This window comes from Variovorax sucrosi (assembly GCF_051216635.1).
In the GTDB taxonomy this organism is placed as follows: Bacteria; Pseudomonadota; Gammaproteobacteria; order Burkholderiales; family Burkholderiaceae_C; genus Variovorax.
The window spans coordinates 312,261-337,542 of sequence record NZ_JBPJZU010000007.1 but is presented as its reverse complement, the minus strand read 5'-3'; the positions used below and the strand labels follow the sequence as shown (position 1 = coordinate 337,542).

Annotated in this window: 29 protein-coding genes; 14 read left to right on the top strand and 15 right to left on the bottom strand. The window is 68.3% G+C overall.

Annotated elements, in window-relative coordinates; translation table 11 throughout:
• Position 1: 1 nt before the first annotated feature.
• The gene (gene kynB, locus ACSFBE_RS16110; RefSeq protein ID WP_435491402.1) at positions 2 to 646 is read right to left on the bottom strand and encodes an arylformamidase; all 645 of its coding nucleotides are present in this window, start codon (positions 644 to 646) and stop codon (positions 2 to 4) included.
• 122 nt (positions 647 to 768) lie between these two features.
• Positions 769 to 1,440 (bottom strand): DUF899 domain-containing protein, encoded by a 672-nt coding sequence (locus tag ACSFBE_RS16105; RefSeq protein ID WP_435491401.1) that lies wholly within the window; start codon positions 1,438 to 1,440, stop codon positions 769 to 771.
• Between the two features lie 113 nt (positions 1,441 to 1,553).
• Here ACSFBE_RS16105 and ACSFBE_RS16100 point away from each other — a divergent pair, with 113 nt between their 5' ends.
• Both ACSFBE_RS16100 and ACSFBE_RS16095 read left to right on the top strand, forming a co-directional pair.
• Complete coding sequence (locus ACSFBE_RS16100; RefSeq protein ID WP_435491400.1) at positions 1,554 to 2,117, top strand: TetR/AcrR family transcriptional regulator; 564 nt, start codon at positions 1,554 to 1,556, stop codon at positions 2,115 to 2,117.
• A complete protein-coding gene (locus ACSFBE_RS16095; RefSeq protein ID WP_435491399.1) occupies positions 2,114 to 2,446 on the top strand; it encodes an SMR family transporter in 333 nt (110 codons plus the stop codon). Before ACSFBE_RS16100 ends, ACSFBE_RS16095 begins: the two co-directional genes overlap by 4 nt.
• Before the next feature lie 43 nt (positions 2,447 to 2,489).
• On the opposite strand, the gene argF is transcribed toward ACSFBE_RS16095, so the two are convergent.
• Both argF and ACSFBE_RS16085 read right to left on the bottom strand, forming a co-directional pair.
• On the bottom strand, positions 2,490 to 3,422 hold the full coding sequence (gene argF / locus ACSFBE_RS16090; RefSeq protein WP_435491398.1) for an ornithine carbamoyltransferase: 933 nt from the start codon (positions 3,420 to 3,422) through the stop codon (positions 2,490 to 2,492).
• Positions 3,419 to 4,627 (bottom strand): aspartate aminotransferase family protein, encoded by a 1,209-nt coding sequence (locus ACSFBE_RS16085; RefSeq protein WP_435491397.1) that lies wholly within the window; start codon positions 4,625 to 4,627, stop codon positions 3,419 to 3,421. Before ACSFBE_RS16085 ends, argF begins: the two co-directional genes overlap by 4 nt.
• A 160-nt stretch (positions 4,628 to 4,787) precedes the next feature.
• Between ACSFBE_RS16085 and ACSFBE_RS16080 the strand changes: the two genes are divergently transcribed.
• Entirely contained in the window at positions 4,788 to 5,114 is a 327-nt protein-coding gene (locus ACSFBE_RS16080) for a DUF3579 domain-containing protein (RefSeq protein WP_435491396.1), read from the top strand.
• Positions 5,115 to 5,148: 34 nt separating this feature from the next.
• On the opposite strand, the gene ACSFBE_RS16075 is transcribed toward ACSFBE_RS16080, so the two are convergent.
• Positions 5,149 to 6,120, bottom strand: coding sequence for a chemotaxis protein (locus ACSFBE_RS16075; RefSeq protein WP_435491395.1), 972 nt, complete (start codon positions 6,118 to 6,120; stop codon positions 5,149 to 5,151).
• A gap of 271 nt (positions 6,121 to 6,391) precedes the next feature.
• Positions 6,392 to 6,709 (bottom strand): 30S ribosomal protein S20, encoded by a 318-nt coding sequence (rpsT, locus tag ACSFBE_RS16070; protein WP_435491394.1) that lies wholly within the window; start codon positions 6,707 to 6,709, stop codon positions 6,392 to 6,394.
• Between the two features lie 126 nt (positions 6,710 to 6,835).
• Here rpsT and murJ point away from each other — a divergent pair, with 126 nt between their 5' ends.
• Genes murJ through yccS form a run of 4 tightly spaced genes read left to right on the top strand, consistent with a single transcriptional unit; the run spans position 6,836 to position 12,023 of the window.
• The gene (gene murJ, locus ACSFBE_RS16065) at positions 6,836 to 8,401 is read left to right on the top strand and encodes a murein biosynthesis integral membrane protein MurJ (RefSeq protein WP_435491393.1); all 1,566 of its coding nucleotides are present in this window, start codon (positions 6,836 to 6,838) and stop codon (positions 8,399 to 8,401) included.
• Between the two features lie 56 nt (positions 8,402 to 8,457).
• Entirely contained in the window at positions 8,458 to 9,309 is an 852-nt protein-coding gene (locus tag ACSFBE_RS16060; RefSeq protein WP_435491392.1) for a SirB1 family protein, read from the top strand.
• Entirely contained in the window at positions 9,309 to 9,737 is a 429-nt protein-coding gene (locus ACSFBE_RS16055) for a VOC family protein (RefSeq protein ID WP_435491391.1), read from the top strand. Before ACSFBE_RS16060 ends, ACSFBE_RS16055 begins: the two co-directional genes overlap by 1 nt.
• Before the next feature lie 51 nt (positions 9,738 to 9,788).
• Complete coding sequence (yccS, locus tag ACSFBE_RS16050; protein WP_435491390.1) at positions 9,789 to 12,023, top strand: YccS family putative transporter; 2,235 nt, start codon at positions 9,789 to 9,791, stop codon at positions 12,021 to 12,023.
• A gap of 27 nt (positions 12,024 to 12,050) precedes the next feature.
• Here yccS and ACSFBE_RS16045 read toward each other — a convergent pair whose 3' ends face one another.
• From ACSFBE_RS16045 to purM, 7 genes are all read right to left on the bottom strand, one after another.
• Positions 12,051 to 13,037 carry a GlxA family transcriptional regulator gene (locus ACSFBE_RS16045; protein ID WP_435491389.1) on the bottom strand — a complete coding sequence of 329 codons (987 nt, stop codon included), beginning with the start codon at positions 13,035 to 13,037 and terminating at the stop codon, positions 12,051 to 12,053.
• Between the two features lie 12 nt (positions 13,038 to 13,049).
• Positions 13,050 to 13,622 carry an isochorismatase family protein gene (locus ACSFBE_RS16040; RefSeq protein ID WP_435491388.1) on the bottom strand — a complete coding sequence of 191 codons (573 nt, stop codon included), beginning with the start codon at positions 13,620 to 13,622 and terminating at the stop codon, positions 13,050 to 13,052.
• A 117-nt stretch (positions 13,623 to 13,739) separates the two neighbouring features.
• Complete coding sequence (locus ACSFBE_RS16035) at positions 13,740 to 14,102, bottom strand: DUF1428 domain-containing protein (RefSeq protein WP_435491387.1); 363 nt, start codon at positions 14,100 to 14,102, stop codon at positions 13,740 to 13,742.
• Between the two features lie 68 nt (positions 14,103 to 14,170).
• Entirely contained in the window at positions 14,171 to 15,646 is a 1,476-nt protein-coding gene (locus ACSFBE_RS16030) for a DHA2 family efflux MFS transporter permease subunit (protein ID WP_435491386.1), read from the bottom strand.
• The gene (locus ACSFBE_RS16025; RefSeq protein ID WP_435491385.1) at positions 15,639 to 16,064 is read right to left on the bottom strand and encodes a VOC family protein; all 426 of its coding nucleotides are present in this window, start codon (positions 16,062 to 16,064) and stop codon (positions 15,639 to 15,641) included. Before ACSFBE_RS16025 ends, ACSFBE_RS16030 begins: the two co-directional genes overlap by 8 nt.
• A 210-nt stretch (positions 16,065 to 16,274) precedes the next feature.
• On the bottom strand, positions 16,275 to 17,321 hold the full coding sequence (locus tag ACSFBE_RS16020) for an AI-2E family transporter (RefSeq protein ID WP_435491384.1): 1,047 nt from the start codon (positions 17,319 to 17,321) through the stop codon (positions 16,275 to 16,277).
• A gap of 14 nt (positions 17,322 to 17,335) precedes the next feature.
• On the bottom strand, positions 17,336 to 18,376 hold the full coding sequence (gene purM, locus ACSFBE_RS16015; protein WP_435491383.1) for a phosphoribosylformylglycinamidine cyclo-ligase: 1,041 nt from the start codon (positions 18,374 to 18,376) through the stop codon (positions 17,336 to 17,338).
• A 174-nt stretch (positions 18,377 to 18,550) separates the two neighbouring features.
• On the opposite strand from purM, the gene hda reads away from it, so the two are divergent.
• The 7 genes from hda to ACSFBE_RS15980 all read left to right on the top strand — a co-directional run bounded on the left by hda (position 18,551) and on the right by ACSFBE_RS15980 (position 24,074).
• Positions 18,551 to 19,237, top strand: a complete 687-nt coding sequence (gene hda, locus ACSFBE_RS16010; RefSeq protein WP_435454669.1) for a DnaA regulatory inactivator Hda — start codon at positions 18,551 to 18,553, stop codon at positions 19,235 to 19,237.
• Positions 19,238 to 19,274: 37 nt separating this feature from the next.
• Positions 19,275 to 20,888: a polynucleotide adenylyltransferase PcnB gene (gene pcnB, locus ACSFBE_RS16005; RefSeq protein WP_435491382.1), complete on the top strand. Its 1,614-nt coding sequence runs from the start codon at positions 19,275 to 19,277 to the stop codon at positions 20,886 to 20,888.
• Positions 20,889 to 20,898: 10 nt separating this feature from the next.
• A complete protein-coding gene (gene folK, locus ACSFBE_RS16000; protein WP_435491381.1) occupies positions 20,899 to 21,354 on the top strand; it encodes a 2-amino-4-hydroxy-6-hydroxymethyldihydropteridine diphosphokinase in 456 nt (151 codons plus the stop codon).
• Between the two features lie 10 nt (positions 21,355 to 21,364).
• The gene (locus ACSFBE_RS15995) at positions 21,365 to 21,979 is read left to right on the top strand and encodes a trimeric intracellular cation channel family protein (RefSeq protein WP_435491380.1); all 615 of its coding nucleotides are present in this window, start codon (positions 21,365 to 21,367) and stop codon (positions 21,977 to 21,979) included.
• An 88-nt stretch (positions 21,980 to 22,067) separates the two neighbouring features.
• On the top strand, positions 22,068 to 22,712 hold the full coding sequence (locus ACSFBE_RS15990) for a DUF47 domain-containing protein (protein WP_435491379.1): 645 nt from the start codon (positions 22,068 to 22,070) through the stop codon (positions 22,710 to 22,712).
• Between the two features lie 13 nt (positions 22,713 to 22,725).
• Entirely contained in the window at positions 22,726 to 23,730 is a 1,005-nt protein-coding gene (locus tag ACSFBE_RS15985; RefSeq protein ID WP_435491378.1) for an inorganic phosphate transporter, read from the top strand.
• A 107-nt stretch (positions 23,731 to 23,837) separates the two neighbouring features.
• Positions 23,838 to 24,074 carry a hypothetical protein gene (locus tag ACSFBE_RS15980; protein WP_435491377.1) on the top strand — a complete coding sequence of 79 codons (237 nt, stop codon included), beginning with the start codon at positions 23,838 to 23,840 and terminating at the stop codon, positions 24,072 to 24,074.
• A gap of 67 nt (positions 24,075 to 24,141) precedes the next feature.
• Here the strand turns inward: ACSFBE_RS15980 and ACSFBE_RS15975 are convergent, their stop codons facing one another.
• Complete coding sequence (locus tag ACSFBE_RS15975) at positions 24,142 to 24,636, bottom strand: DoxX family protein (protein ID WP_435491376.1); 495 nt, start codon at positions 24,634 to 24,636, stop codon at positions 24,142 to 24,144.
• 106 nt (positions 24,637 to 24,742) lie between these two features.
• Complete coding sequence (locus ACSFBE_RS15970; RefSeq protein WP_435491375.1) at positions 24,743 to 25,240, bottom strand: Lrp/AsnC family transcriptional regulator; 498 nt, start codon at positions 25,238 to 25,240, stop codon at positions 24,743 to 24,745.
• Between the last annotated feature and the right edge of the window lie 42 nt (positions 25,241 to 25,282).

The following is a 25,282-nucleotide window of genomic DNA, read 5'->3' as shown; positions in this document are numbered from 1 at the left end:
GTCATCGGGGGAGTTCGCGCAGCACGGCGCGCACGGGAGAAGCGTCGGCGCTCACCAGCTTGAGCGGCAGCGCGATCAGTTCGTAGTCGCCTTCCGGCACGTCGTCGAGCACCAGGTTCTCGAGCACGCGCAGGTTCAGGCGGCGAATCACCTGGTGGCTGTCGAGCGTCTTGCTGTCGGCCGGGTCGATGCTGGCCGTGTCGATGCCCACCAGCGTCACGCCGAGCGCGGCAAGCCGCTCGATGGTGGCGGGCGCGTAGGCGGCGAGGGCGCCGTCCCAGCGTTCGACCGGCGCGCGCTGGTAGGTGCGCACCAGCACGCGCGGCGGCAGGTCGGCCACGGCGTGTTCGATGTGCGCCCATTCGATGAGCGGGCCACGCGCGATGGCGTGGATCACGCGGCAGCGGCCGAGGAAGGGCGTGAGGTCGACGTCGCCGATGGTGGCGCCCGCCGGGTCGTAGTGCAGCGGCGCGTCGGCATGCGCGCCGACGTGGGGCGACAACGTGATCTCGCTGACGTTCACCGGGCAACCGGGGCCGATGCTTGCGGCCCAGCGCTGCTGGTAGGGCGTGTCGCCGGGGAAGACCGGCGCGCCCTCGTACACGGGGGGGGAAATGTCCCAGAGCCGAGGAAGATGGACTGACATGGCGCAAAGTTAGCGCCGCACGGTGGGTCGTGGTGTCGGTTATTTCCAACGGCCATGTGAAAAGCGGGGAACCGAGGCGCCCGTGCCGGCACGGGCTCAGTCAGCCGCCGCCTGGGCAGCGTTCAGGGGTGGGCGGTGTATTCGTCGTGCAGCCGCGTCCAGCTGAAGGTCGGCTCCTGCGGCCAGCCGGGCGGCGAGCGCTCCCAGCTTTCCTGCCGGCCCCAGGGCGTGAGGTCGAGCAGCTTGAAGGTGTTGCTGGCCTCCTCGACGCCGCGGCCGGAGGTGAACCAGGTCTGGAACACGCGTCCGTTTTTCTGAATGAAGACCGACAGGCCGAAGTACGCGTCGTTCTGCGCCGTCACCAGATCCTCATGAAAGTCGGTGCCCTCGCAGGACACCCACGGAAAGGTCCACCCCATGCGCTGCTTGACCGCCTCGATGCGCGGCACGCTGGCGCGCGCCACCATCACGAAGGTGGTGCGCCGTGCATGCAGGTGCGAGAAGTCGTTCATCAGGTTGTCGCTGAAGAGCGAGCAGCCCGGGCAGATGTGGTCCGCCGTGAGCATGTTGTGATAGACGACGAGTTGGTCCCGCCCTTCGAACAGATCGATCAGCCGCAAGTCGCGGCGGGTCGTCGAACGGAAGACGTAGTCGCGCGTGATCTCCGTCATCGGCAGCTGGCGCCGCCGTGCGTTCAGCGCGTCGTGGGCACGGCTGAGTTCCTTCTCTTCCTTCAGCAACACGTCGCGGGCGGCTTGCCAGTGCTGGCGCGCAACGATCTCCGGGTAGTTCATGGGCTGCTCCTTCGATTTGTGGACAGAGTACACATATCAAGTCGACAGGTAAATAGCAAGCCGGAAAAAAGGGGTCCCTAAAAACATTCCTTTCGTAATGTTAGACTGACGCGATGTCTGAAGCTCATCGCCGACGCAAGGACCCCGATGCGGTCCGTGCCAACCTCATCGCCGCCGCCGCCGAGTTGCTCGCGCACGGCGAGCCGCTTTCCATGGCCACCGTGGCCGAACTCGCCGGTGTGACCAAGGGCGCAGTGCAGCATCACTTCGGCACGCGCGAGCAGTTGCTGTCGGACATGTGCGACAGCTACATGCAGCAGTTCCAGAAGGAGCTGGCGGTCGCGCAGGAAGGCGACACCGGCCCCGGCAGCGCGGCACGGGCCTATGTGCGCGCCACCTTGCACGGCGCCGGCGAGGCGAGTGAACAGGCGCATTGGCGCGCGATCCTCGTCGCGGCGGTGATCGACCGGGCCGTTGCCGAACGCTGGAGCGGCTGGGTGGCCGAGAACCGGGCCGACGATGCGGCCACGAACAACGCCGAACTCATCATGCGTCTGGCGGCGGACGGGCTCTGGCTGTCCGATCTGCTGGGCGTCTACAAGCTCACGGCGTCGCAGCGCGCATCGCTCGGAAAATCCCTGCTCGCCATGTCATCCACCGAGCCGCAAACTGCATGAGCACGTACCTCATCCTCGGCGCCGCGATCGTCCTGGAAATCATCGCCACATCCTTCCTCAAGGCCTCCGAAGGCTTCACGCGGCTGTGGCCCAGCCTGGTCACGGCAGTGGGGTATGCCGGTTCCTTCTATTGCCTGTCGCTGACGCTGAAGGTGCTGCCCATCGGCGTCGTCTACGCGATCTGGTCCGGCGTGGGCATCGTGCTCACCGCGGTCGTCGGCTGGTTCATCTTCAAGCAGCGCCTCGACGCCGCGGCGATCGGCGGCATGGCGTTGATCGTCGCGGGCGTGCTGGTGATCAACCTGTTCTCGAAGAGCGCGACGCATTGAGGCGCCGCGCGCAGCGGGCAGAGCCGACTCGGCGCTCAGACCTTCAGGCCGTCAGGCGCCCCAGCAGCAGGAACTCCATCAGCGCCTTCTGCACGTGCATGCGGTTCTCGGCCTCGTCCCAGACGACCGACTGCGGTCCGTCGATGACGTCGGCCTCGACCTCCTCGCCGCGGTGCGCCGGCAGGCAGTGCATGAAGAGCGCATCGGGTTGCGCGATGCGCATCATGTCGGTGTCGACGCACCAGTCCGCGAAGGCGGCCTTGCGGGCTTCGTTCTCCGCCTCGTAGCCCATGCTGGTCCAGACGTCGGTCGTCACCAGATCGGCGCCGCGGCAGGCTTCCATCGGGTCCTTGAAGACCTGGTAGCTCTCGGCCGAGCGGATGCCGGCGATCGACTGGTCGACCTCGTAACCGCTGGGCGTGCTCACGTGCACCGTGAAGCCCAGGATGTCGGCGGCCTGCAGCCAGGTGTTGGCCATGTTGTTGCCGTCGCCGACCCAGGCCACCGTCTTGCCCTGGATCGAGCCGCGGTGCTCGATGTAGGTGAAGATGTCCGCCAGGATCTGGCAGGGGTGGAACTCGTTGGTGAGGCCGTTGACGACGGGCACGCGCGAGTTGGCCGCGAAGGCGTCGATCTTGTCCTGGCCGAAGGTGCGGATCATCACGATGTCCACCATCCGGCTGATGACCTTGGCGCTGTCCTCGATCGGCTCGGCGCGCCCCAGCTGGCTGTCGCCGGTCGTGAGGTTCACGACCGAGCCGCCCAGCTGGTACATGCCGGCCTCGAAGCTCACGCGGGTGCGGGTGCTGGCCTTCTCGAAAATCATCGCCAGGGTGCGGTCGACCAGCGGCTGGTGGCGCTCGTAGGCCTTGAACTTCTTCTTGATGATCGCCGCGCGCTCGAACAGGTAGGCGTAGTCGTCCGCCGTCAGGTCGGAGAACTGCAGGTAGTGCCTGATCGTCTGCTCGGTCGTCATGGCTTGGGCTCCGCGAGGAAGGCTTTGACCAGCGGCGCGAGGATGGCGACGATCTCGTCGGCCTCGGCCACGCTCAGGATGAGCGGCGGCACCAGGCGGATCACGCTGTCCGCCGTCACCGACAGCAGCAGGCCCGCGTCGCAGGCGCGGTTGAGGATCACGCCGCAGGGCCGGTCGAGCTCGATGCCCAGCATCAGGCCCTGGCCGCGCACGTCCTTCACGCCGGACAGGCCTTCGAATTCGCGCTCCAGCGCGCTTTTCAGGTGAGCGCCGACGGTGGCGGCGTTGTCGAGCAGCTTCTGCTCTTCCATGATGCGGATGGTCTCGATGCCGGCACGCATGGCCAACGGGTTGCCGCCGAAGGTCGTGCCATGGTTGCCGGGGCCGAAGATGTTCGCGGCGCGCGGGCCGGCCACCACGGCGCCGATCGGCACGCCCGAGCCCAGGCCCTTGGCCAGCGGCATCACGTCGGGCACGATGCCGGCCCACTGGTGCGCGAACCACTTGCCGGTGCGGCCCATGCCGCATTGCACCTCGTCGATCATCATGAGCCAGTCGCGCTCGTCGCACAGGGCACGCACCTGCCGCATGTATTCCAGCGCCATCGGGTGGATGCCGCCTTCGCCCTGGATGGCCTCGAAGAACACGGCCACCACGTTCGGGTTGCCTTCGGTCGCCTTCTTCAGTGCCTCGATGTCGTTCAGCGGCACGCGGATGAAGCCCTCGACCAGCGGGCCGAAGCCCTTCTGGATCTTCGGATTGCCGGTGGCCGACAGCGTGGCGATCGAGCGGCCGTGGAAGGCCGCCTCGTACACCACGATCTCGGGGCGCTCGATGCCCTTGTCGTGGCCGAACTTGCGCGCCAGCTTCAGCGCGGCTTCATTGGCTTCCAGGCCGGTGCAGCAGAAGAAGGCGTTGGTCATGCCGGCCAGTTCGGTCAGCTTGGTGGCCAGTTTTTCCTGGCCCGGCACATGGTAGTAGTTGCAGCTGTGGATGATCTTCGCAAGCTGATCCTGCAGCGCGGGCACCAGCTCGGGATGGTTGTGGCCCAGCGTGTTGACCGCGATGCCGCCCAGCCCATCGAGGTAGGCGCGCCCGTTCGTGTCCCAGACTCGGCAGCCCTGGCCGTGCGACAGCGCGATCGGCAGGCGACCGTAGGTGTTCATGACGTGGGGCGAGGTGGGTTCGACAGCAAGGGCGCTCATGCGGTTCTCCGGGGAAGGGAAGGCGATTCTAGGCGGCGGTCCTCGCGGCTTTGTTGCCGATTCCGCATTGCAGCAATGTCGGCCGGCCTGCCGTTGCGCGGGGCGGCGGATAGAATCTTGTGCGTCGCAGCACACCGCGCGCGGCGCTCCTTTCCCACCGATGATTTCTCCCCGCGCCAAAGAAGTTTTCATCCAGGGCATCACGTCCGACGGGCGCACCTTTCGCCCGAGCGACTGGGCCGAACGGCTCGCTGGCGTCATGAGTCCGTTCCGCCCCGGTGGCGCCACGCCGGGCAGCCACCTGAGCTACTCCCCCTGGTGCGTGCCGACCAGCATCGGCGGCGTGAAGTGCGTGATCGTCCACACCGACCTGCGCGAGCACGACGTCATGGCCTGGGACTTCGTCATGAATTTCGCGCGCGACAACGGCCTGCAGATCGCCGAAGCCTGCGTCGTCCCCGACACGCCACCCCCGGCCAAGCCCTGAAGCGCGGCCCGGCGCCTTCCGGGGCGATTCGCTTCTAGCGTCGCGCGGCCACCAGCATTCGCTCGATGGTCTCGGCCAGTTCCTGCGCGACGAACTTGCCGACGAAGGCATCCGCTCCGACGCCCTTGGCGTGGACCTCGTTCGTCGTGCCCGTGAGCGATGAATGGATCACCACAGGGATCGAGGCAAAGCGTGGGTCGGCCTTGATCTTCCGCGTCAGGGTGAAGCCGTCCATCTCGGGCATCTCCAGGTCGGTCAAGACCAGCGCGATTTTGTCGGCGGCAGTCTTGCCCTCGGCTTGTGCGGCATCGGCCATCGCCTCGAGCCGATCCCAGGCCTCTTTTCCGGACTTCGTCATCACGTGTGCCGCGCCCATCGCGTCCAGTCCATGCTGGATCAGGGAACGGGCCAGCATCGAATCGTCCGCCGCCAGGATCACGGAGCCGGGGCGCAACTGGACCTTCACATCGACCGCGTCGGCCTTCGTGTCCTCGGCGGCCGGCGGCAACACGGTGCGCAGGATCTGCTCGACGTCCAGAACCTGCGCCAACCGTGTGCCGTGGATGTCGCCATCCAGCAGGGCGATGCTGGTGATCAAGCCGCTGGCCGATGTGCTTCCCTCGGCAGACAGCACCTGGCTCCATTCGAGTCGCACGATTTCGTCCACCTCTTCGACGGCGAACGCCTGGGTTGTCCGTGCATATTCGGTCACGAGCAGGATGTTTCGTCCGTTTTTCGGCACGCATCCCACAGCACTTGGCAGGTCGATCACCGGCATCAATTGACCCCGGATATTGGTCACGCCGAGCACATGGGGCGATGAGCCCGCGACCGCCGTGATCGGCGGCGTCACCATGATCTCGCGCACCTTGAACACATTGATGCCGAACAGTTCCCGTCGGTCCGATTGCGGCGCTTCACCGAGGCGAAACAACAGCAGTTCCAACCTGTTGCTGCTGGTGAGATTGGTGCGCTCGTCGATTTCGTTCAGAACTGTGGTGTTCACGGTGTCCCCGGGTGGTATTGGTAGAGGCGGTATCGCTGGGTGCAGGCCCCCGGTATTGCTATCGGCAATTGGCGACATTTCCGATAGGGTGGTTCGCAAGAAAAACTGCGCAGATCTGCACGATGCGTCCGCGCGCTTGTTGGTTTTTCATCCGATGGACAAATCGACGCCCATGAAAAAACCGCCCGAAGGCGGTTTTTCACTTTTGCTGCAGCGCACCCCTGTCAAACGGCGGACCGGCGAACCGGTCCGGGCTTGGCCTGACGGAAGGTCAGGCGGCGGCTTGCGCCGGTGCGGCCAGGGCGAGTGCCTTGACCTTGGCCGAGAGGCGACTCTTGTCGCGCGCAGCCTTGTTCTTGTGGAAGATGCCCTTGTCGGCGACGGTGTCGACGATGCTCTGGGCCTTCGCGAAGAGTTCGGTGGCCTTGGTCTTGTCGCCGGCCAGCACGGCCTTCTCGACGTTCTTGACCGCGGTCCGGTACTTGGAACGCAGCGAGGTGTTCGCGGCGTTGAGCTTGACGTCCTGGCGGACGCGCTTGCGGCCCGACGCGAGGCGCGGGTTCTTTTTCTTGGGTTTTGCGGATGCCATGTTTTAGGTTCCTGGTGTCTGGGGATGATGCAGCAAAGCCGAACATTATAGCCCGAGCCCTGACGCGCCTCCAAGGTGCCCGATTTCGCGGGGTCTCCGACGTGCCGGGGCCTACACTCCGGCGCCGTGTCCCTGCTCAAATCCGCCTCCACCGTTTCGCTCCTGACGCTCGCTTCCCGGGTCACCGGGCTCGTTCGCGACCTGTTGATGGCGTCGGTGTTCGGCGTCAGCGCGCTGACCGACGCCTTCAATGTGGCTTTTCGCATTCCCAACCTGTTTCGCCGGGTGCTGGGGGAGGGCGCCTTCACCCAGGCCTTCGTGCCGGTGCTGTCGGCCACCCGCACCGAGCAAGGCGACGCCGGCGCGCGGGCGCTGGTCGATCATGTTGCGACGCTGCTGACCTGGGCGCTGGTGCTGCTGTGCCTTGCCGGCGTGGTGGGCGCGCCGCTCCTGCTGTGGGCGATGGCCAGTGGCCTGAAGCAGACGCCGCACGGCTACGACGCGGCGGTGTTCATGACGCGCTGGATGTTCCCCTACATCTTCTTCATGTCGCTGGTGGCGCTGGCCGGCGGCGTGCTCAACACCTGGCGCAAGTTCGCGGTGCCCGCGGCCTCGCCGGTGCTGCTCAATCTGGCGCTGATTGCCTCGATCTTGGTCGGCGCGCCGCTGTTCCGGCGCTGGGGCATCGAGCCGATCTACGCCCAATGCGTCGGCGTGATGGTGGGTGGGGCCCTGCAGCTGGGCATCCAGCTGCCCGCGCTGCGCCGCATCGGCATGCTGCCGCGCATCGGGCTGGGTTGGCGCGCGCTGCGCACCGCCTGGAGCGATCCGCCGACACGCAAGATCCTCAAGCTGATGCTGCCGGCGCTGATCGGCGTCAGCGTGGCGCAGATCTCCCTGCTCATCAACACCCAGATCGCCTCGCACCTGGCGCCCGGCAGCGTGACCTGGGTGAGCTATGCCGACCGCCTGATGGAATTTCCGACCGCGATGCTCGGCGTGGCCCTGGGCGTGGTGCTGATGCCGCAACTGGCCGGCGCCCGGGCCGCAAAGGACGACCGGCGCTATTCCTCCCTGCTCGACTGGGGCCTGCGCCTCGTGGTACTGCTGTCGGTGCCTTGCGCGGTGGCGCTGCTGGTGTTCTCGCGCCCTCTGGTCGCGGTGCTGTTCCACAACGGCGCCTTCAGCGAGACGGACGTCCAGCGCACCACCGTTGCGCTGATGGGCTACGGGGCCGGCCTGGTGGGCATCGTGGCGATCAAGGTGCTGGCGCCGGGCTACTACGCGCGGCACGACATGCGCTCGCCCATGCAGATCGCCGTCGGCGTGCTGGTCTTCACCCAGTTGCTCAACCTGATTTTCGTGCCGCTGCTGCAGCATGCGGCGCTGACGCTGACGATCGCGATCGGCGCCGTGGTCAACGCGCTGTGGCTGCTGGCCGGGCTGGTGCGCCGTGGCAGCTACACGCCCGAGCCCGGCTGGGGCAAGTTCGTGTTGCAGGTGCTGGCGGCCGCGGCGCTGCTAGGCCTTCTGTTGTACTGGGGTGCGCAGCATTTCGACTGGGTGGCGTTGCGCGCGGCGCGGTTGCAGCGCATCGGTCTGCTGGCGCTCTTCATCGGCGGCGCCGGCCTGCTGTACTTCGGGGCGTTGGCCGGGCTCGGTCTTCGGCTTCGAAGTTTCATCAAACGATAGGCGCAACGTGGCATCGCCGCCTTGACGCTCCCGGCGCGCTCCTCTACAAAGGCCCCATGACGTTCAGCTTCTCGGCGCCGACCGCCCTTGAATATTTCGACTCGCTGGTCAAGAGCGACGAGCACTTTCCCCTGCTCGAAACCGCCGCGTCGCTGGCGCAGGACGAGTACCCCGACCTCGATGTGCAGCAGGTGCTCGGCGACGTCGACCAGCTGCTGGCGCGGCTCAAGCGCCGCCTGCCGGCCGACGCGGCGCCACTGGCGCGGCTGCGCGCGCTCAACCAGTTCTTCTTCCACGACCTGAGCTTCGGCGGCAATGTCAACGACTACTACGACCCCGACAACAGCTACCTGAACGCCGTGTTGCGCACCCGTCGGGGTATTCCGATCTCGCTCGCGGTGCTCTGGATGGAACTGGCCCAGGGCCTGGACCTGCAGGCGCGCGGCATCGCGTTCCCCGGCCACTTCATGATGAAGGTCGCGCTGCCGCGGGGCCAGGTGGTGATCGACCCGTTCACCGGCAAGTCGCTCTCGCGCGAGGACCTGAGCGAGCGGCTCGAGCCCTACAAACGCAGCAACGGACTGGTCGGCGACTTCGACGTGCCGCTCGGCCTTTACCTGCAGCCCGCCACGCCGCGCGAGATCATCGGCCGCATGCTGCGCAACCTGAAGGAAGTGCACCGCGCCCAGGAAGACTGGCAGCGCGCCATCGCCGTGCAGGACCGACTGGTCGCGCTGCTGCCCGAAGCCTGGGGCGAGCACCGCGACCGCGGCCTGGCGCACGCGGCGCAGGGCAACACGGCGTCCGCAGTGCGCGACCTCGAAACCTACCTGCGCCATGCCGAAGACGCGCTCGACATCGATGCGATCGCCGAACGCGTGGCTGCCCTTCGCCGGGCGCTGAACTGATGGGTGTCGATCTCGGCACGCGCCATCAGTTCCATGGCGTGCAGCCGGTGCTCCCGGTGGCCGACGCGGCGCGTGCCGCCCGCTATTTCTGCGATGTGCTCGGCTTCGAACTCGACTTCATCGCCGGCGAGCCGCCGAGCTACGCCCGCGTGAAGCATGTGCCCACCGGCGCCGCACCGGGCGACCGCAGCTATGGCGACCCGGTCTACCTGCGCCTCTGGCAGGTCAATGTTCGCGAGGCCAGGCCCTGGCGCGGCGAGATCGTGATCCACGTCGGCTACGACCTCGACGGCCTGCATGCCACGTATGTGAAGCGCGGCGTCGAGATCATCGAGCCGCCGACCTCGCAGCCCTGGGGCCTGCGCGAATTCGCGGTGCGCGAGCCCGACGGGCACGTGCTGCGCTTTTCCGGCTACCTCGACACCTGATGCCGGCGCGCGCCGCCCTGCGCGGTGGCACGCATCCTGCAGCATCCGGTCATGACCGATCCTGCGCTTGCCCTGTCGCCACGCCGCTGGCTGTTCGCCGCCGGCGGCCAGCCGCTGCGGGTGCTGCTGGCGCTGGGCAGCGTGATGATCCTGTGCGTCGGCTCAGACCATCCGCATGCCCTCATTCCGCTGGCGCTCGGCATCATCGCCAGCGCCCTGGCCGAAACCGACGACAGCTGGCAGGGCCGCTGGCGCGCCCAGGCCGTCACATTGCTGTGCTTCTCGCTGATGGCCTTCGCCGTCGAGGCGCTGTTCGGCCGACCGGTGCTGTTCATCGCCGGCCTGGCGGTCGCGGCCTTCGTGCTCACCATGCTGGGCGCGATCGAGGCGCGCTTCAAGGCCATCGGCCATGCCACGCTGATCCTCGCGATGTATGCGACGCTGAGCCTCGACCACGCCGCAGGCACCGAGCCGCGCTGGCACGAGGTCGCGCTGCTGCTCTCGGGTGCCGCCTGGTACGGCGCCTGGTCGGTGGGCTGGGCGGCGCTCTTTCCGGCCGAGCCGGTGCAGGCGCTGCTGGTCAAGCTCTTCCATTCGCTGGCGGACTATGTCGGCTTCAAGGCCTCGTTGTTCGAGCCGGTGCGCGGTGTCGACATCGAGCGCAAGCGCTTGTCGCTGGCCCAACTCAACACCGACCTCGTGGCCGCACTCAATGCCGCGAAGGAAAGCATCTTCCGACGCATCGGCCCGCGCACGCCGACCGGCCGCCTCACGCGCTACCGCGGCCTTTACCTCATCGCGCAGGACGTGCACGAGCGTGCCAGCTCCTCGCACGACGACTACAACGCGCTGGCCGACGCCTTCTTCCACAGCGACGTGCTCTACCGCTGCCAGCGCGTGCTGGCGCTGCAGGCCGATGCCTGCCGGCGCCTGGCCGGCTCGATCGCGCGGCGCGAGCCTTTCGTGAGCGGCGGGGCCACGGTGCAGGCGCTGGCGGACCTGCGAAGCGCCATCGCGCACGAGCGCACCCGCGCCGACACGCCGCAGCGCCTGGCGCTGCTGGCCTCGGTCGAGGCGCTGGCGCGCAACCTGGCGCAGCTCGACGGCCAGCTCGCCGGCGCCAGCCAGCCGGCGGCACAGGCCGGGCGGACCGACATGGATCTGTACGACCGCTCGCCGCGCAGCGGGCGCGACGCCGTCGAGCGCGTACGGCGCCAGCTCACGCCGCGCTCGCCGCTGTTCCGCCACGCGGTGCGGCTGGCCGCCGCGCTGGTCGCCGGCTACGGCGTGATGTTGCTGATCCACCCGGTGCAGGGCTACTGGATCCTGCTGACCACGCTCTTCGTCATCCAGCCGACCTACGGCGACACGATGGCGCGGATGGCCGAGCGCGTGGCCGGCACCGCGCTCGGCGTGGTGGTGGGCTGGGCGGTGCTCACGCTCTTTCCGCAGCCGTGGCTGCAGGCGCTAGTGGCGGTGGCAGCGGGCGTGTTCTTCTTCGGCGCGCGGGCCCGCCGCTACCTGCTGGCGACCGCGGCCGTGACGCTGCTGGTGCTGATGTTCTTCAACCAGGTCGGCGACGGCGGCCTGCTGCTGTGGCCCCGCCTGATCGACACCGCCATCGGCAGCGCGCTGGCGGGCCTGGCGATGGTGCTGGTGCTGCCGCACTGGGCGGCGCGCCGCATCAACGAGCTGGCGGCGGCCGCCTTGCAGACGCATGCGGCCTACCTGCGACAGATCGCGGCGCAGTACCGCTCGGGCGCCCGCGATGATCTGGCCTACCGGCTGGCCCGGCGCAATGCGCACAACGCCGATGCGGCGCTGTCGAGCGCGGTGAGCGACATGTTTCGCGAGCCCGGCGTGGTACGGCCGCATGCCGGTGTGGCGCTGCGCTTTCTGATCCGCTCGCACACGCTGCTGAGCTACGTCTCGGCGCTCGGCGCGCATCGCACCTCGCTGGCCGAGGCGCGTTCCGCATCGGCCTTGTTCGACAGCATCGAAGGGGCCGCCGCGGCGTTGGAAGCGCAGGCGCAGGCCTTCGTCCGTGGGACGCCCGACGCGGCGGGCCCCGCGGCGGCGAGCCCGCTGCGCGAGGCGCTGGCGCGGGTGGGGCCGGCCGACACCGATGCGCAGGAGGCAGTGAGCCTGGTGCGCACCCAGCTGGGCCTGATCGCGTTGCAGATCGATGCGCTGGGCACCCATGCCGAGGAATGGCTGCGCGGCGGTGCTTCCGAGACGCCGGTTGCCGCGGCGCTGGCACCGCAGCGCGGAAGCGGCACGCCCTGAAGACCTGAAGGGCAGCTGGGCCGCGCGTCAGCGGCCGGCCGTTGCCGACGAGGGCGAGCCCGGCAGGCCGAACTGGCGCCAGGCGCGGCGCAGCTGGGTGTCGGAACCGAAGCCGGACTGCTCTGCCGCCCGCGTGACATTGGCGCCGGCCTGCAGCGCCAGTTGCGCGGTCGCCAGGCGAAGCCGGCGCAGGTAAGCCAGCGGCGCCACGCCGGCATGGTCCATGAACAGGCGGGTGAGGTGCCGGGGCGAGGTGTGCGCCACCTCGGCCATGCGCGGCACCGTCCAGTCGGCTTGCGGCTGCGCGCTCACCGCGTCCTGGACGCGGTGCAGCGCCGCGTGCAGGTGATGGCGGTGTGCCAGGAAGGGCGACAGCTCCGGGTCGTGCGGGCCGCGCCGCAGCGCCACCACCATCGTCTGCGCCACCTGGGCGGCCAGTGCCTCGCCGCAGACCTCGCCGATGCGGTGCAGCAGCAGGTCGATGCCGGTGGTCACGCCGGCGCTGCTGCTGACCGGCGGGTCGAGCACGAAGACGCGGTTGGCGACCACCTCGCAGTCGGGCGCCACCGCGCGCAGCTCGTCGAGGTGGTGGTGGTGCGTGGTCGCCCGGCGGCCGGCCAGCAGGCCGGCATGCGCCGCGAGCAAGGTGCCGGCGCACACGGTGACTAGTTCCAGCCGACCGGCCTGGAGCCGCTGCCCGCCGAGCCAGTGCAGCAGCGCCCGCGCCTCGTCGCCGTCGACCTCGATGATGCGGCCGGGCAGGCCGACCAGCACGATCCAGGCGGGTCCGTCCCAGGCCGTCGGCAGTGGCGCCAGGCCGCTGAGCGTGATGCCGACCGAGCCGATGCTGCTCGGCGTGGGCGACACGAAGTCGATGGCGAAGCGCTCGGGCTGCCCGCTGGCACGCAGCAGCTGGTTGGCGATGCGCAGCGCTTCCGCCGGCCCGGCCCAGTCGAGTACCAGGCTGTTCGGCAGCAGGGCGAAGACGACGCGGATCGGCGGCTCGGCGTTCAACGCGATGCGCCTTCAAGCCGCCTGCAATGCGCCGGCCCGTTCCAGGGCCTGCGGCACGCTGCACAGCGTGGCGAAGCGGCCCTGCAGCACGGTGGCCGTGCGGTCCTTGATCTCGGCGGCCGAGAGCGGCCGGCCGTCGGGCTGCGTCATGTCGAAGGTGAGTGTGGCGTCGGTCACATAGTCGACCTGCCAGCCGAGGTCGGACGCGTGGCGCGTCGTCGTCTCGCAGCATTGCTCGGTGCGGATGCCGCTCACGATCAGTCGGCCGATGCCGTTCTGCGTCAGCCACACATCGAGCCCGGTGTTGACCAGCGCGCTGTGGCGGTGCTTGGTGAAGGTCTCGGCCGCGTCGAACGGCGCCAGGCCTTCGAGGGGACGCACGTGGCCCGATTCGACGGCGAAGGGGTTGTCGGCCGTGGTGGGCCCGTCGACGTGGAACACCCGCACGATGGGCACGCCGGCCTCGCGGCAACCCTCGATCAGCGCGTTCTGCGCTGTCAGGTAGGCGCCCATGTCGCGTTCGGTGGCGTAGGGGCGGTGGCGGAACGATTCCTGGACATCGATCACTATCAGACAGGTTTTCATAGCAGCAGGTGCGTCGTTGGGATGGATGATGCGCCCAATTCTCCGGTGCAGTCTGCTCGCCGTCCGTGCCGTGCCGGACCTCTATCGATCAATTCAGGACATCGGCGTGCAGTCCTTTCAGAGCTCGACCAGCGTCTTGAAGCCGCCGAAGAACATGCGCTGCATGTCGAAAGGCATCGACTTCGGGTCCATCATCGACTTCAGCCGCGGGTCGGCCATCACCTTGGCGTTGATGGCGTCGCGCTGCTTGCGCGAGGGGTAGACGATCCACGAGAACACCACCACCTCGTCGGGCTTGAGCTTCACGCTCTGCGGGAAGGAGGTGCGCTTGCCGGGCTTCACGTCGTCGGCGATGCACTCGACGTATTCCAGCGCGCCGTGCTCGCGCCAGATCTTGCCGGCCTTGCGCGCGACCTTGCGGTAGGCCTCGATGTTGTCCTTGGGAACCGGCAGCACGAATCCATCGACGTAGCGGGGCATGGGCGATCTCCTGTGGGTGTGGAAAAGCAGGGCCGAACGAAGCATCAGCAGCAGGTGGATGGGCGGGCTCATGCGTGGGCGCTTCCTGCGCCGCTGGCCGGTGCTCCCGCAGCGGGGCGCAGGAACACTGCGCCGAGCAGGGCCGCCGCGGCGGCGAACACGGCGCCGACGACAAAAGCCAGCTGGTAGCCCGCGTTCAGTGCCACGGCCTGCGGCGCGCCGGATGCCAGCTGTGTGCCGGTGCGCGCCGCCGCCAGGCTGGCCAGCACCGCCAGGCCGAGCGAGCCGCCCATCATGAAGGCGGTGTTGACCACGCCGGACGCCAGGCCGGCGTCCTCGGGGCGCACGTCGCTCATGGCGGCCAGAAGCATCGGGTTGAAGGCGATGCCGGCACCCAGGCCGAGCAGCAGCATGCCGGGCAGCACATGCACGACGAAGTCGCCGCCCACCGGCGCGCGCGCGAAGCACGCCAGGCCCACCGCCGCGATGAGCAGCCCGAGCGCGAGCGGCCAGCGGATGCCGAAGCGCATCACCAGCTTGGCCGACAGCCCGACCGAGAAGACGGCCATGATCAGGTTGGCCGGCAGGAAGGCCAGGCCGACCTGCATCGGGCTGTAGCCGAGCACCAGCTGCAGGTAGAGCGCCGAGATGAAGAACCAGGCGAACATCGCCGCGGCCCACAGCACGCCGGCCACGTTGGCGGTCGCCACGTTGCGCAGCCGGAACAGCCCCAGCGGCACCAGTGGGTCGTGCACCCGCGACTCGACCACCAGGAAGACGACGAACAGCACCACCGCCGCGCCCATCAGCACGAGCGTCTGCGTCGAACCCCAGCCGGCCTCGTTGCCGTCGATGACGCCATAGACCGCGAGCATCAGCGCCGCGGTCACGCTCACCGCGCCGGCCACGTCGAGCCGCACCGCGGCGCGGCGGCCGCGATGCACCGGCAACAACGCGACACACAGCGCATACACGGCGACGCCGATCGGCAGGTTCACCAGGAAGATCCAGTGCCAGCTGAGCGCGCCGGTCAGCAGCCCGCCCAGCAGCACGCCGATGCTGCCGCCGCCCGCGCAGACGAAGCCGTAGACGCCCATGGCCTTGGCACGGTCAGCCGGCTCGGTGAAGAGATTCATGATCAGCGAGAGCGACACGGCCGACACCACCGCGCCGCCCAGGCCCTGCACCGCGCGCGCCGCGATCAGCAGCGCCTGCGTGTTCGCGAGGCCACAGGCCAGCGAGGCGATGGTGAACAGCACGATGCCGGCCAGGAACATCCGCCGATGGCCGAACAGGTCGCCCAGCCGCCCGCCCAGCAGCAGGAAGCCGCCGAAGCTCAGCATGTAGGCGTTCACCACCCACACCAGCGTGGTTTCGCTGAAGCCGAGGTCTTCGCGGATCGAGGGCAGGGCGACGTTCACGATGGTCGTGTCCAGCACGATCATCAGCACGCCCAGGCACAGCACCATCAGCGCCAGCCAGCGGTGGCGCTCGTCGGCCGGCGCCCGCGCCTGCCCCGCCATCGGTGCTGCGGCTTCAGCCATGCTGCTGCATGCCGCCGTTGACCATCCACGGCGTGCCGAAGCGGTCGTTGCACATGCCGAAGCGTTCGGCCCAGAAGGTCGGGGCGATCGGCATCGTGACCTGGCCGCCTTCGGCCAAGGCCGCGAACACCTGTTCGGCTTCGGCCGCCGTGTCCTTGTTGATCGTGAGCGAAAAGCCCTTCATGCCCTCGTAGGGCTGGCCTTCCATGGTGTCCGAGGCCATCAGCTGGCCGCCGTCGAAGCTCAGCATCGCATGCATCACGCGCGCGGCCGTGGCGGCCGACATCGTCTGCTGCTCGGCGCCCGGCATCTGCGCGAAGGTCATCACGTCGAGCTTGCCGCCGAGCACGCGTTGGTAGAAGAGCATGGCCTGCGCCGCCGTGCCGTCGAAGAAAAGGTACGCGTTGAAAGAGGACATGGGGTCTCCTTGGAGCAGGGGGTGGGACAGAAGGCACGCGCCGTGACGGCCGATTCGTGTACCTTGTGTACGCCGTCCACAATACGATAGCAAAGTGACCGCACCGTGTCCACAGGGATGTCCATGGGGCCGATGCAGGATCGGCGGATGCCCAAGGAAGAGAGGAAAAGCGAAGGTTGCGCGCGCGGCGGCGCGGCACCGCGGGGCCGCTCAGACCAGCTGGGCAGCCTGCAGCTCTTTCTTCAGGTAGGCGTAGAACAGCGGCGCCGCCACCAGGCCGGCGGGGCCGAACACGGCCTCGGCCATGAACATCACGGCCAGCAGCTCCCACACGGCCATCTGCGTGCGGCTGCCCACCACCTTGGCGTTGATCACGTACTCCGCCTTGTGGATCAGGATCAGGAAGAGCAGGCAGGCGAGCGCGGCGATGGGCGACACCGACAGCCCGACCATCGTGATGACCGCATTGCACAGCAGGTTGCCGACGATCGGCACCAGGCCGGCCACGAAGGTCAGCGTGATCAGCGCCGGTGTGTAGGGCAGGCGCAGGTCCCACAGCGGCAGGACGAACAGCAGGAAGACGGTCGTCAGCAGCGCGTTGAAAGCAGCAATCCAGAACTGCGCCGCGACGATCTGCCCGAAGGCTTCGCCGAACAGGGTGATGCGCTGCCGCAGCAGCACCGTCAGCGGGCCACTGCCGAGCGATGCCATGCCGGCGCCGGCCAGTGCACCGACCAGCAGACCGACATAGGCGAAGAGCAGTCCGCCCAGCCAGGCCCGGCCGGTGAGCGCCAGCATGCCGGCCTGTGCGCGCAGATAGCCGGCCACAAGGCGCTGCACGTCGGCCGCGCCTTCGGGCAGATAAACCGCCATGTCGGGCGGCAGCTTCAGGCGCAGCTCGAGCACCGTGCGGGCGATGTAGTCGAGCAGTTCCTTGTACTGGTCGGGCGCGTTGAGCACGAACTCGCGCGCCTGGGAGAAGGCCAGCGCCATCACCACCAGCGGCGCCAGCATCACCAGCGTGGCCGCGGCGGCCCGTGCCAGCGCCGAGGTGAAGGGCGGCTGGAGCGCAGCACGGCGGCGCCGGATCACGGCGTCGAGCCCGCGTGCCAGCCGTCGTGTGGCCAGGAAGCCGATGCACACGCACAGCAGGCCGGGCAGCAGCCCGTGCCACATCACCAGCAGCAGCGCGCCGGCGATCAGCAGGTAGCTGCCGATCACCAGGGGGCGCGACGGGGCGGCGACGGGCGCACTCACGCTGGCAGGCGTGCTCAGGCCACGACCACCGCGGCGCCGGTGCCGCGCGCGGCGATGACACCGATCTCGTGCACCGACTCGCCAGCGGCGCGCAGGGTGGCAGCGCAGGCAGCGGCATCGGCCGCGTCGATGACCACCACCATGCCGATGCCGTTGTTGAAGGTGCGGTTCATCTCGATGTCGTCGATGCCGGCCACCTTCTGCAGCCAGGCGAACAGTTCGGTCTGCGGCCAGCTGCCCTTCTTCAGGTGGGCGGCGGTGCCTTCGGGCAGCACGCGCGGAATGTTTTCCAGCAGGCCGCCACCGGTGATGTGGGCCAGCGCCTTGATCGGGTGCTTCGCGAGCGCCTCGAGCACCGGCTTGACGTAGAGGTGCGTGGGTTCCATCACCGCTTCGCGGAAGGGCTTGCCGTCGAGGGTGGCGGGCAGGTCTGCACCGGCACGCTCGATCACCTTGCGCACCAGGCTGAAACCGTTGGAATGGACGCCGGCCGAAGCCAGGCCCAGCACCACGTCGCCGGGCTTCACGTTCTGGCCGGTGAGGATCTTCGATTTTTCGACCGCGCCGACCGCGAAGCCCGCCAGGTCGTATTCGCCGGCCGGGTACATGCCGGGCATCTCGGCGGTTTCGCCGCCGATGAGCGCGCAGCCGGAGATTTCGCAGCCGCGGGCGATGCCGCCGATGACGGCGGCAGCGGTGTCCACGTCGAGCTTGCCGCAGGCGAAGTAGTCGAGGAAGAACAGGGGCTCGGCGCCCTGCACCAGCACGTCGTTGACGCTCATGGCGACCAGGTCGATGCCGACCGTGTCGTGCATGTTCCATTCGAAGGCCAGCTTGAGCTTGGTGCCGACGCCGTCGGTGCCGCTCACCAGCACCGGCTCCTTGTAGCGCTTGGGCACCTCGAAGAGGGCGCCGAAGCCGCCGATGCCGGCCAGCACGCCCTCGCGCAGGGTCTTCTTGGCGAGGGGCTTGATGCGGTCGACCAGCGCGTCACCCGCGTCGATGTCGACGCCGGCATCCTTGTAGCTGAGCGGGGTGGGCGTGTTGGAGTTCATGGGCGGACGGGCTTGACAGACGGGGAGGACAGGGACCGGGTACGGAAGGCGTCGGCTGCCGGCATGGCCGGGCCGATAGAATTCGGGACGATTTTAAGGGCCCCTCGCGCCCGGTCCCATGAACCCCACTTTCGCGTCCACCGTGCCACGGCAGCCGCCCGCTTCGCTCCCGGCATGAAGCAGCTTGCGCTCGACATCGGCCTTTCGACCGGCCCCACGCTGGCCGGTTTCTTCGCCGGGCCGAACGAGGCGGCCCTGCGCCACCTGCGCGTGTGGGTGGGCGATGCGCACGCGCCGACGCTGCATTCGCCGGTGCCCACCTACCTGTGGGGCGAAAGCGGCAGCGGCAAGACGCACCTGCTCGAAGGGGTGCGCAGCGCCTTGCGCGAGCAGGGTGCTCTGGTCGGCTGGCTGCACGCCGGCCTGCTGGAGCCGCCCGAGTTCGACGAGCGCTGGGGCGCCGTGGTGCTCGACGATGTGCACCTGTACACCGCCGTGCAGCAGCACACCGCCTTCAACTGGTTCGTCAACGCCCAGACGCTGCAGCGCGGCGTGGTGGCCGCCGGTGCGCTGCCGCCGGCCGACCTGGCGCTGCGGGAAGATCTGCGCACCCGCCTGGGCTGGGGCCATGTGTTCCACTTGCAGCTGCTGAGCGAGGCCGAGCGCCGCGCGGTGCTGCGCAAGGCCGCCGACGCGCGCGGCGTGCTGTTGGGCGACGACGTGCTCGACTACATGCTGCACCGCTTCAGCCGCGACCTCGGCAGCCTGATGGAGCTACTCGACCAGCTCGACGGCTATGCGCTGCAGACCCAGCGCGCGGTGACGATCCCGCTGATCCGATCGATGCTCGAAAACCAATAACGCCAACCGGGGCGCACCGCGTCCGACCTTTTCTCCAATGATCAAGACATTCATCGACAAACTGCTCGGCAAGTCCGGCGGCGCCAGCGCCAGCGCGAAGTCGCGTTTCGGCAAGCGCCAGGAAGTACCGGCCAGCGTGCACGGCATCGACCCGGCGCTGGTCGACGAGCGCGCCAGGAACGTGGTGACCACGCTGCAGGGCGCCGGCTACGAGGCCTACGTGGTGGGCGGCGCGGTGCGCGACCTGCTGCTGGGCCTGCGCCCGAAGGATTTCGACGTGGCGACCAATGCGACGCCGGAGCAGGTCAAGAGCCTGTTCCGCCGCGCCTTCATCATCGGGCGGCGCTTCCGCATCGTGCACGTGGTGTACGGCCGCGGCCGCGAGCATGAAGTCATCGAGGTGTCGACCTTCCGCGCCTACATGGACAACGCCGCGGCCGAGCAGGTCAAGGGCAACGAGCGCACCAGCAAGGGCGAGCTCGCCGGCATGACGCATGCCGTCGATTCGAGCGGCCGGGTGCTGCGCGACAACGTCTGGGGCCCGCAGGAGGAAGACGCGGCGCGCCGCGACTTCACCGTGAACGCCATGTACTACGACCCGGCCAGCGGCATCGTGGTGGACTATCACAACGGCATCAAGGACGCCAAGAAGCTGGTGCTGCGCATGATCGGCGACCCGATCACCCGCTACCGCGAAGACCCGGTGCGCATCATTCGCGCCATTCGCTTCTCGGCCAAACTGGCCGCGCTGGGCTTCGAGATCGAGCCCAAGACCGCCGCGCCGCTCATCGCCTCGAGCAAGCTGCTGGCCGACGTTCCGCAGAGCCGCCTGTTCGATGAAATGCTCAAGCTGCTGCAGACCGGGCACGCCGTGGCCACCATCGCCCAGCTGCGCAAGCTGGGCCTGGCCACCGGCATCTACCCGCTGCTCGACGTGGTGGTGGAGCGCGCTGAGCAGCCCTTCGTGAAGGCCGCCCTGATGGACACCGACCGCCGCGTCGGCGAAGGCAAGCCGGTGGCGCCGAGCTTCCTGCTGGCCTGCGTGCTGTGGGCCGACGTGCGCGACGGCTGGGCGCAGCGTCTGGAAGGCCGCCACGGCCAGCGCGGCCAGCCCGCATTCCCGGCGCTGCAGGACGCGATCGACGACGTCTTCAACACCCGCATCGGCGACGTATCGGGCCGCGGCAAGCTCGGCGGCGACATGCGCGAGATCTGGATGATGCAGCCGCGCTTCGACAAGCGCGTCGGCGCCACGCCCTACAGCCTGGTCGAACAGGCGCGCTTCCGCGCTGCCTTCGACTTCATGCGGCTGCGTGCCGATGTGGGCGAGGTGAGCGAAGCCATCGCCGAGTGGTGGCAGGAATTCAGCACCGCCGATGACCTGCGCCGGCAGGACCTGCTCGACCAGGTGCGCGAAGAGCAGAAGGCGCCGACCCGCACCCGCGTGCGCGCCAAGTCGGCGCCGCGCACCGAGGCCGCACCGCGGACGGTCGACGATGACAGCGCCGAGTCGAGTGGCGATGAGGAGGACGAAGTGTCCGATGCGGTGCCGCCCGACGGCGAAGCCGCCGCGCCGCGCAAGCGCCGGCGGCGCCGCAAGCCGCGCACCGGCGGCGGCGCGGGTGGTGCGGGTGAAGGCGGCGCCGTCTGACCTTGCGGCCATGACGTTGGCGTTCGTGGCGCTCGGCGCCAACCTGGGCGATGCGCCGGCGACCGTGCGCATCGCGATGAAGCAGATCGAGATGATTCCGCGCACGCGGGTCACGGCGCGTTCTTCGCTCTACCGCACCGCGCCTTTCGAGGCGAGCGGGCCCGACTTCATCAACGCGGTGGTGGCCATCGACACGGGATTGGCGCCCGAGGCCCTGCTCGACGCGCTGCAGCGCCTCGAGCAGCACGCCGGGCGTGAGCGTCCCTACCACCATGCGCCGCGCACGCTCGACCTGGACTTGCTGCGACACGGCGATGCGGTGCTCGCAACGCCCCGGCTCACCCTGCCGCATCCGCGCATGTACGAGCGTGCCTTCGTGCTGGTGCCGCTGGCCGAGATCGCGCCCGAGCTGGTGTCGGCGCAGCAACTCGCGGCCGTGGCCCACCAGCCCATCGAGCGGCTGTGAGGCGCCACCGGTGCCGCCGCTGCTCTATCTCCTCGACCTGATCGGCGTCGCCGTGTTCGCGGTCAGCGGCGTGCTCGCCGCCGGCCGTGCGGGCCTCGATCTGCTGGGCGTGGTCGTCATTGCGGCCGTCACCGCCATCGGTGGCGGCACGTTGCGCGACCTGCTGCTGGGGCGACATCCGATCTTCTGGATCCGCGACACGCGCTACCTGCAGGTCATCCTCGCGAGTGCGGTGGCCACAGTGGTCTACGTCCACTACTTTCCGCCGCCGGGCATTGCGCTGCTGCTGGCCGATGCGCTGGGGCTCGCCTTGTTCGCCATCACCGGCGCACAGATCGCCGAAGCGGCCCGCCTGTCACCGCTCATCGTGGTGCTGACCGGCACCATGACCGGCGCGGCCGGCGGCGTGCTGCGCGATGTGCTGACCAACCGCGTGCCGCTGCTGCTGTCGGGTGACATCTACGGCTCGGCCGCCATCGGCGGCATCGCGCTCTACCTGCTGCTGCAGCGCTTCGGCATGGCGCGCCGCCCGGCCTTCTACATCGGCTTCGCGGTCATCGCCGGCCTGCGCCTGGGCGGAATCTACGGCCGCTGGAACCTGCCGACCCTGCAGCTCCCCGGCTGAGCCGGCGGTGCGGCCCGGGCCCTTACACTCCCGGCTGTCACGAAATCGTCATCACGACGACACACGCATCGAATAAGGAGCCAACGTCATGTTCGGCAAGCTGCTGCCCCGAGAGGGCAATTTTTTTGAGATGTTCAACCAGCACGCCGAACGCATCGTCGAGGCGGCGCGTGCTTTCGAGAACCTGGTCGCCAACTACAACGACCTGCACCTGCGCGAACAGTACAACCGCGACGTCGACAATGCCGAGCGCGCGGCCGACCGGGTGACGCACGACGTCAACCGGCTGATCCACAAGACCTTCATCACGCCGATCGACCGCGAGCAGATCCACAAGCTCATCAACACGATGGACGACGTGGCCGACCTGATCCAGGACTCGGCCGAGACCATGGCGCTGTACGACGTGCGCCACATGACCGAAGAAATCGTCCGCCTCACCGCGCTGAGCGTGAAGTGCTGCGACCGACTGAAGGATGCCGTCAAGTACCTCGCCAAGATCGCCGATCCGGCCGTGGCCGAGGCCACGCTCAAGACCTGCGAGGAGATCGACCGCCTCGAATCTGACGCCGACCGCGTGATGCGTAGCGCCATGAGCAAGCTGTTCCGCGAGGAGCCGGACGTGCGCGAGGTCATCAAGCTCAAGGCCATCTACGAGTTGCTCGAGACCATCACCGACAAGTGCGAGGACGTCGCCAACGTGATCGAGGGCATCGTCCTCGAGAACTCCTGACGCGCGGGGTGCCATGGCAACGGTTCAGGTAGGCCTGTGGGTCGTCGTGCTGCTGGTCGTGCTGGCCATCGCCTTCGACTTCATGAACGGCTTTCACGACGCGGCGAATTCGATCGCCACCGTCGTGTCCACCGGCGTGCTCAAGCCGGCCCAGGCGGTGGCTTTCGCCGCCTTCTTCAACCTCATTGCGATCTTCGTCTTCCACCTGAGCGTGGCGGCGACGGTGGGCAAGGGCATCGTGCATCCGGGCATCGTCGATGTGCACGTGGTCTTCGGCGCGCTGATCGGCGCGATCACGTGGAATCTCGTCACCTGGTATTACGGCATCCCCAGCAGTTCCTCGCATGCGCTCATCGGTGGCATCGTCGGCGCGGTGATCGCCAAGGCCGGTTCGAGCGCGCTGGTGGCTGCCGGCATCTGGAAGACGGTCGCTTTCATCTTCGTGTCGCCGCTGCTGGGCTTTGCGCTCGGCTCGGCCATGATGGTGCTGGTCGCCTGGGTCTGCCGCCGCGCCACGCCGTCGCGTGTCGACCGCTGGTTCCGCCGACTGCAACTGGTGTCCGCAGGGGCATACAGCCTCGGCCACGGTGGCAACGATGCGCAGAAAACCATCGGCATCATCTGGATGCTGCTGATCGCCACCGGCCATTCGGCCACCGACGCGCCGCCGACCTGGACCATCGTCGTCTGCTACGCCGCGATCGCGCTCGGCACCATGTTCGGCGGCTGGCGCATCGTGAAGACCATGGGTCAGAAGATCACCAAGCTCAAGCCGGTGGGCGGCTTCTGCGCCGAGACCGGCGGCGCGCTGACGCTGTTCCTGGCGACCGCGCTGGGCATTCCGGTGTCGACCACCCACACAATCACCGGCGCCATCGTCGGGGTGGGCTCGGCGCAGCGCGCCAGCGCGGTGCGCTGGGGCGTGGCGGGGAACATCGTGTGGGCCTGGATCTTCACGATTCCGGCGTCCGCCTTCGTCGCGGCCTTCGCCTACTGGATCAGCCTGCAGGTGTTCTGATCGAGTCGGAGGCGCCATTTTTGGACGCGCCGCAGGGCAACCAGCCCCTTTGCCATATCCCGTTGGCAGCGTTGCGGCCGAAAAGGTCGGCAATTAGGATGCCTCGCATGAGCGACCCGACCCCTCGCGACTTCATCCAGTCAGAGATGCAGCAGCTTGTTGCAGAGACGGCGGTCATCCAGGCCCAGGTTCGGGCCCTCAATGCGCGGGCCCTGCGCTTGCATGCCGTGCCCGAGAGCCGCATGGGTTGGTCAGGGGGGCGATCCTTGCGTCCCCATGTCGTCCTCTCTGTGGCCACGCTCGTCGGGCTGGGGCTGGTCGCTCTCGTCAGGGGCGTGACGTAGCGGCAGCTTCGAGAGAGGTGGGCCGGGCTCTTCATGACCGCGTGCGTGGGGGCCTTTGCGCCCTGGATCAGGCTGCAGGTGTTCTGAGCGGCGTGCGGCCGATCGCGGTGCGCGCCGACTTCGTGATGCTGTCGCCGTGGACGCGGCGAAATTCCCAGATCGCCACGGCGAGGCAGGTGATGCCCCAGAATACCGGGTATTCGTAGCCGCCGGTGTTCCAGGTCCAACCGAAGCCCTTGACCATCTGCAGCGCGTAGACGGCCACCGCGAGCGCGCCGGCGGCGCCGAGGGCAGCATAGCGGGTGCAGATGCCCAGCACCAGCCCGACACCGGTGGCCACTTCCATGAACGCGGCCAGCCAGACCCAGAATTCGGGCGGCTGGAACCCGGCCTTGGCGAAGAAGCCTACCGTGCCGGCCGAGAGCGTGCCGAGCGCGGCGAACTTGCTCAGCGCATGCGGGAACATGAAGGCGCCGCAAATGATGCGCAGGATGTTCTCGCTGCGGGTGAGGTCGAAGTTCTCCAGCTTGATCTGGAAGTCGCTGGCGTACAGGAGTTTCATGAGCTTTCCTTGAGGATGGCTCGATGCTAGGCGCCGGCAGGTCGTGCAGCCTTGACGGCGATCAAGGGGCAGGACTCAGTCCGCCCGGGGCGGCGGCGCGGCCCCGTCAGCGCATCAGCGGCACGCTGGCTTCCTTCAGCACCCGCAGCACGAAGCTCGACTTGCTGTGCCGGATGCCCGGGATCTTGTAGAGCTTTTCGCGCAGCAGGCGCTCGTAGTCGCGGGTGTCGCGCACGGCAATGCGGATGTAGTAGTCGTAGTCGCCGGACACCAGGTAGGCCTCCTGCACCTCCGGAATGGTCGCGAGCACGCGGCCGAATTCGTAGAGCGTCTCGTCGGTGTGGCTCTCGAGCGTGAGCTGCACGATGACGAAGTCGTTGTAGCCCAGCTTCGCCGGATCGAGATCGACGGTGTAGCGCTTGATCACGCCCTGCGTCTCGAGCTTCTTGATGCGGGTCCAGCAGCTGGTGGCCGACAGTCCGACGATCGCCCCGACCTCCTGCAGCGTCTTGCGTGAATCCTCGCGCAGCACCCGCAGGATGGCGAGGTTGATCGGGTCCGACGATTCTTCGGTGGAAGGCGGGTTTGGGCGACTGGTTTTCATCAGATGACCGGATTCAGGCGGAAAGAAGATGCCTATTCTGAG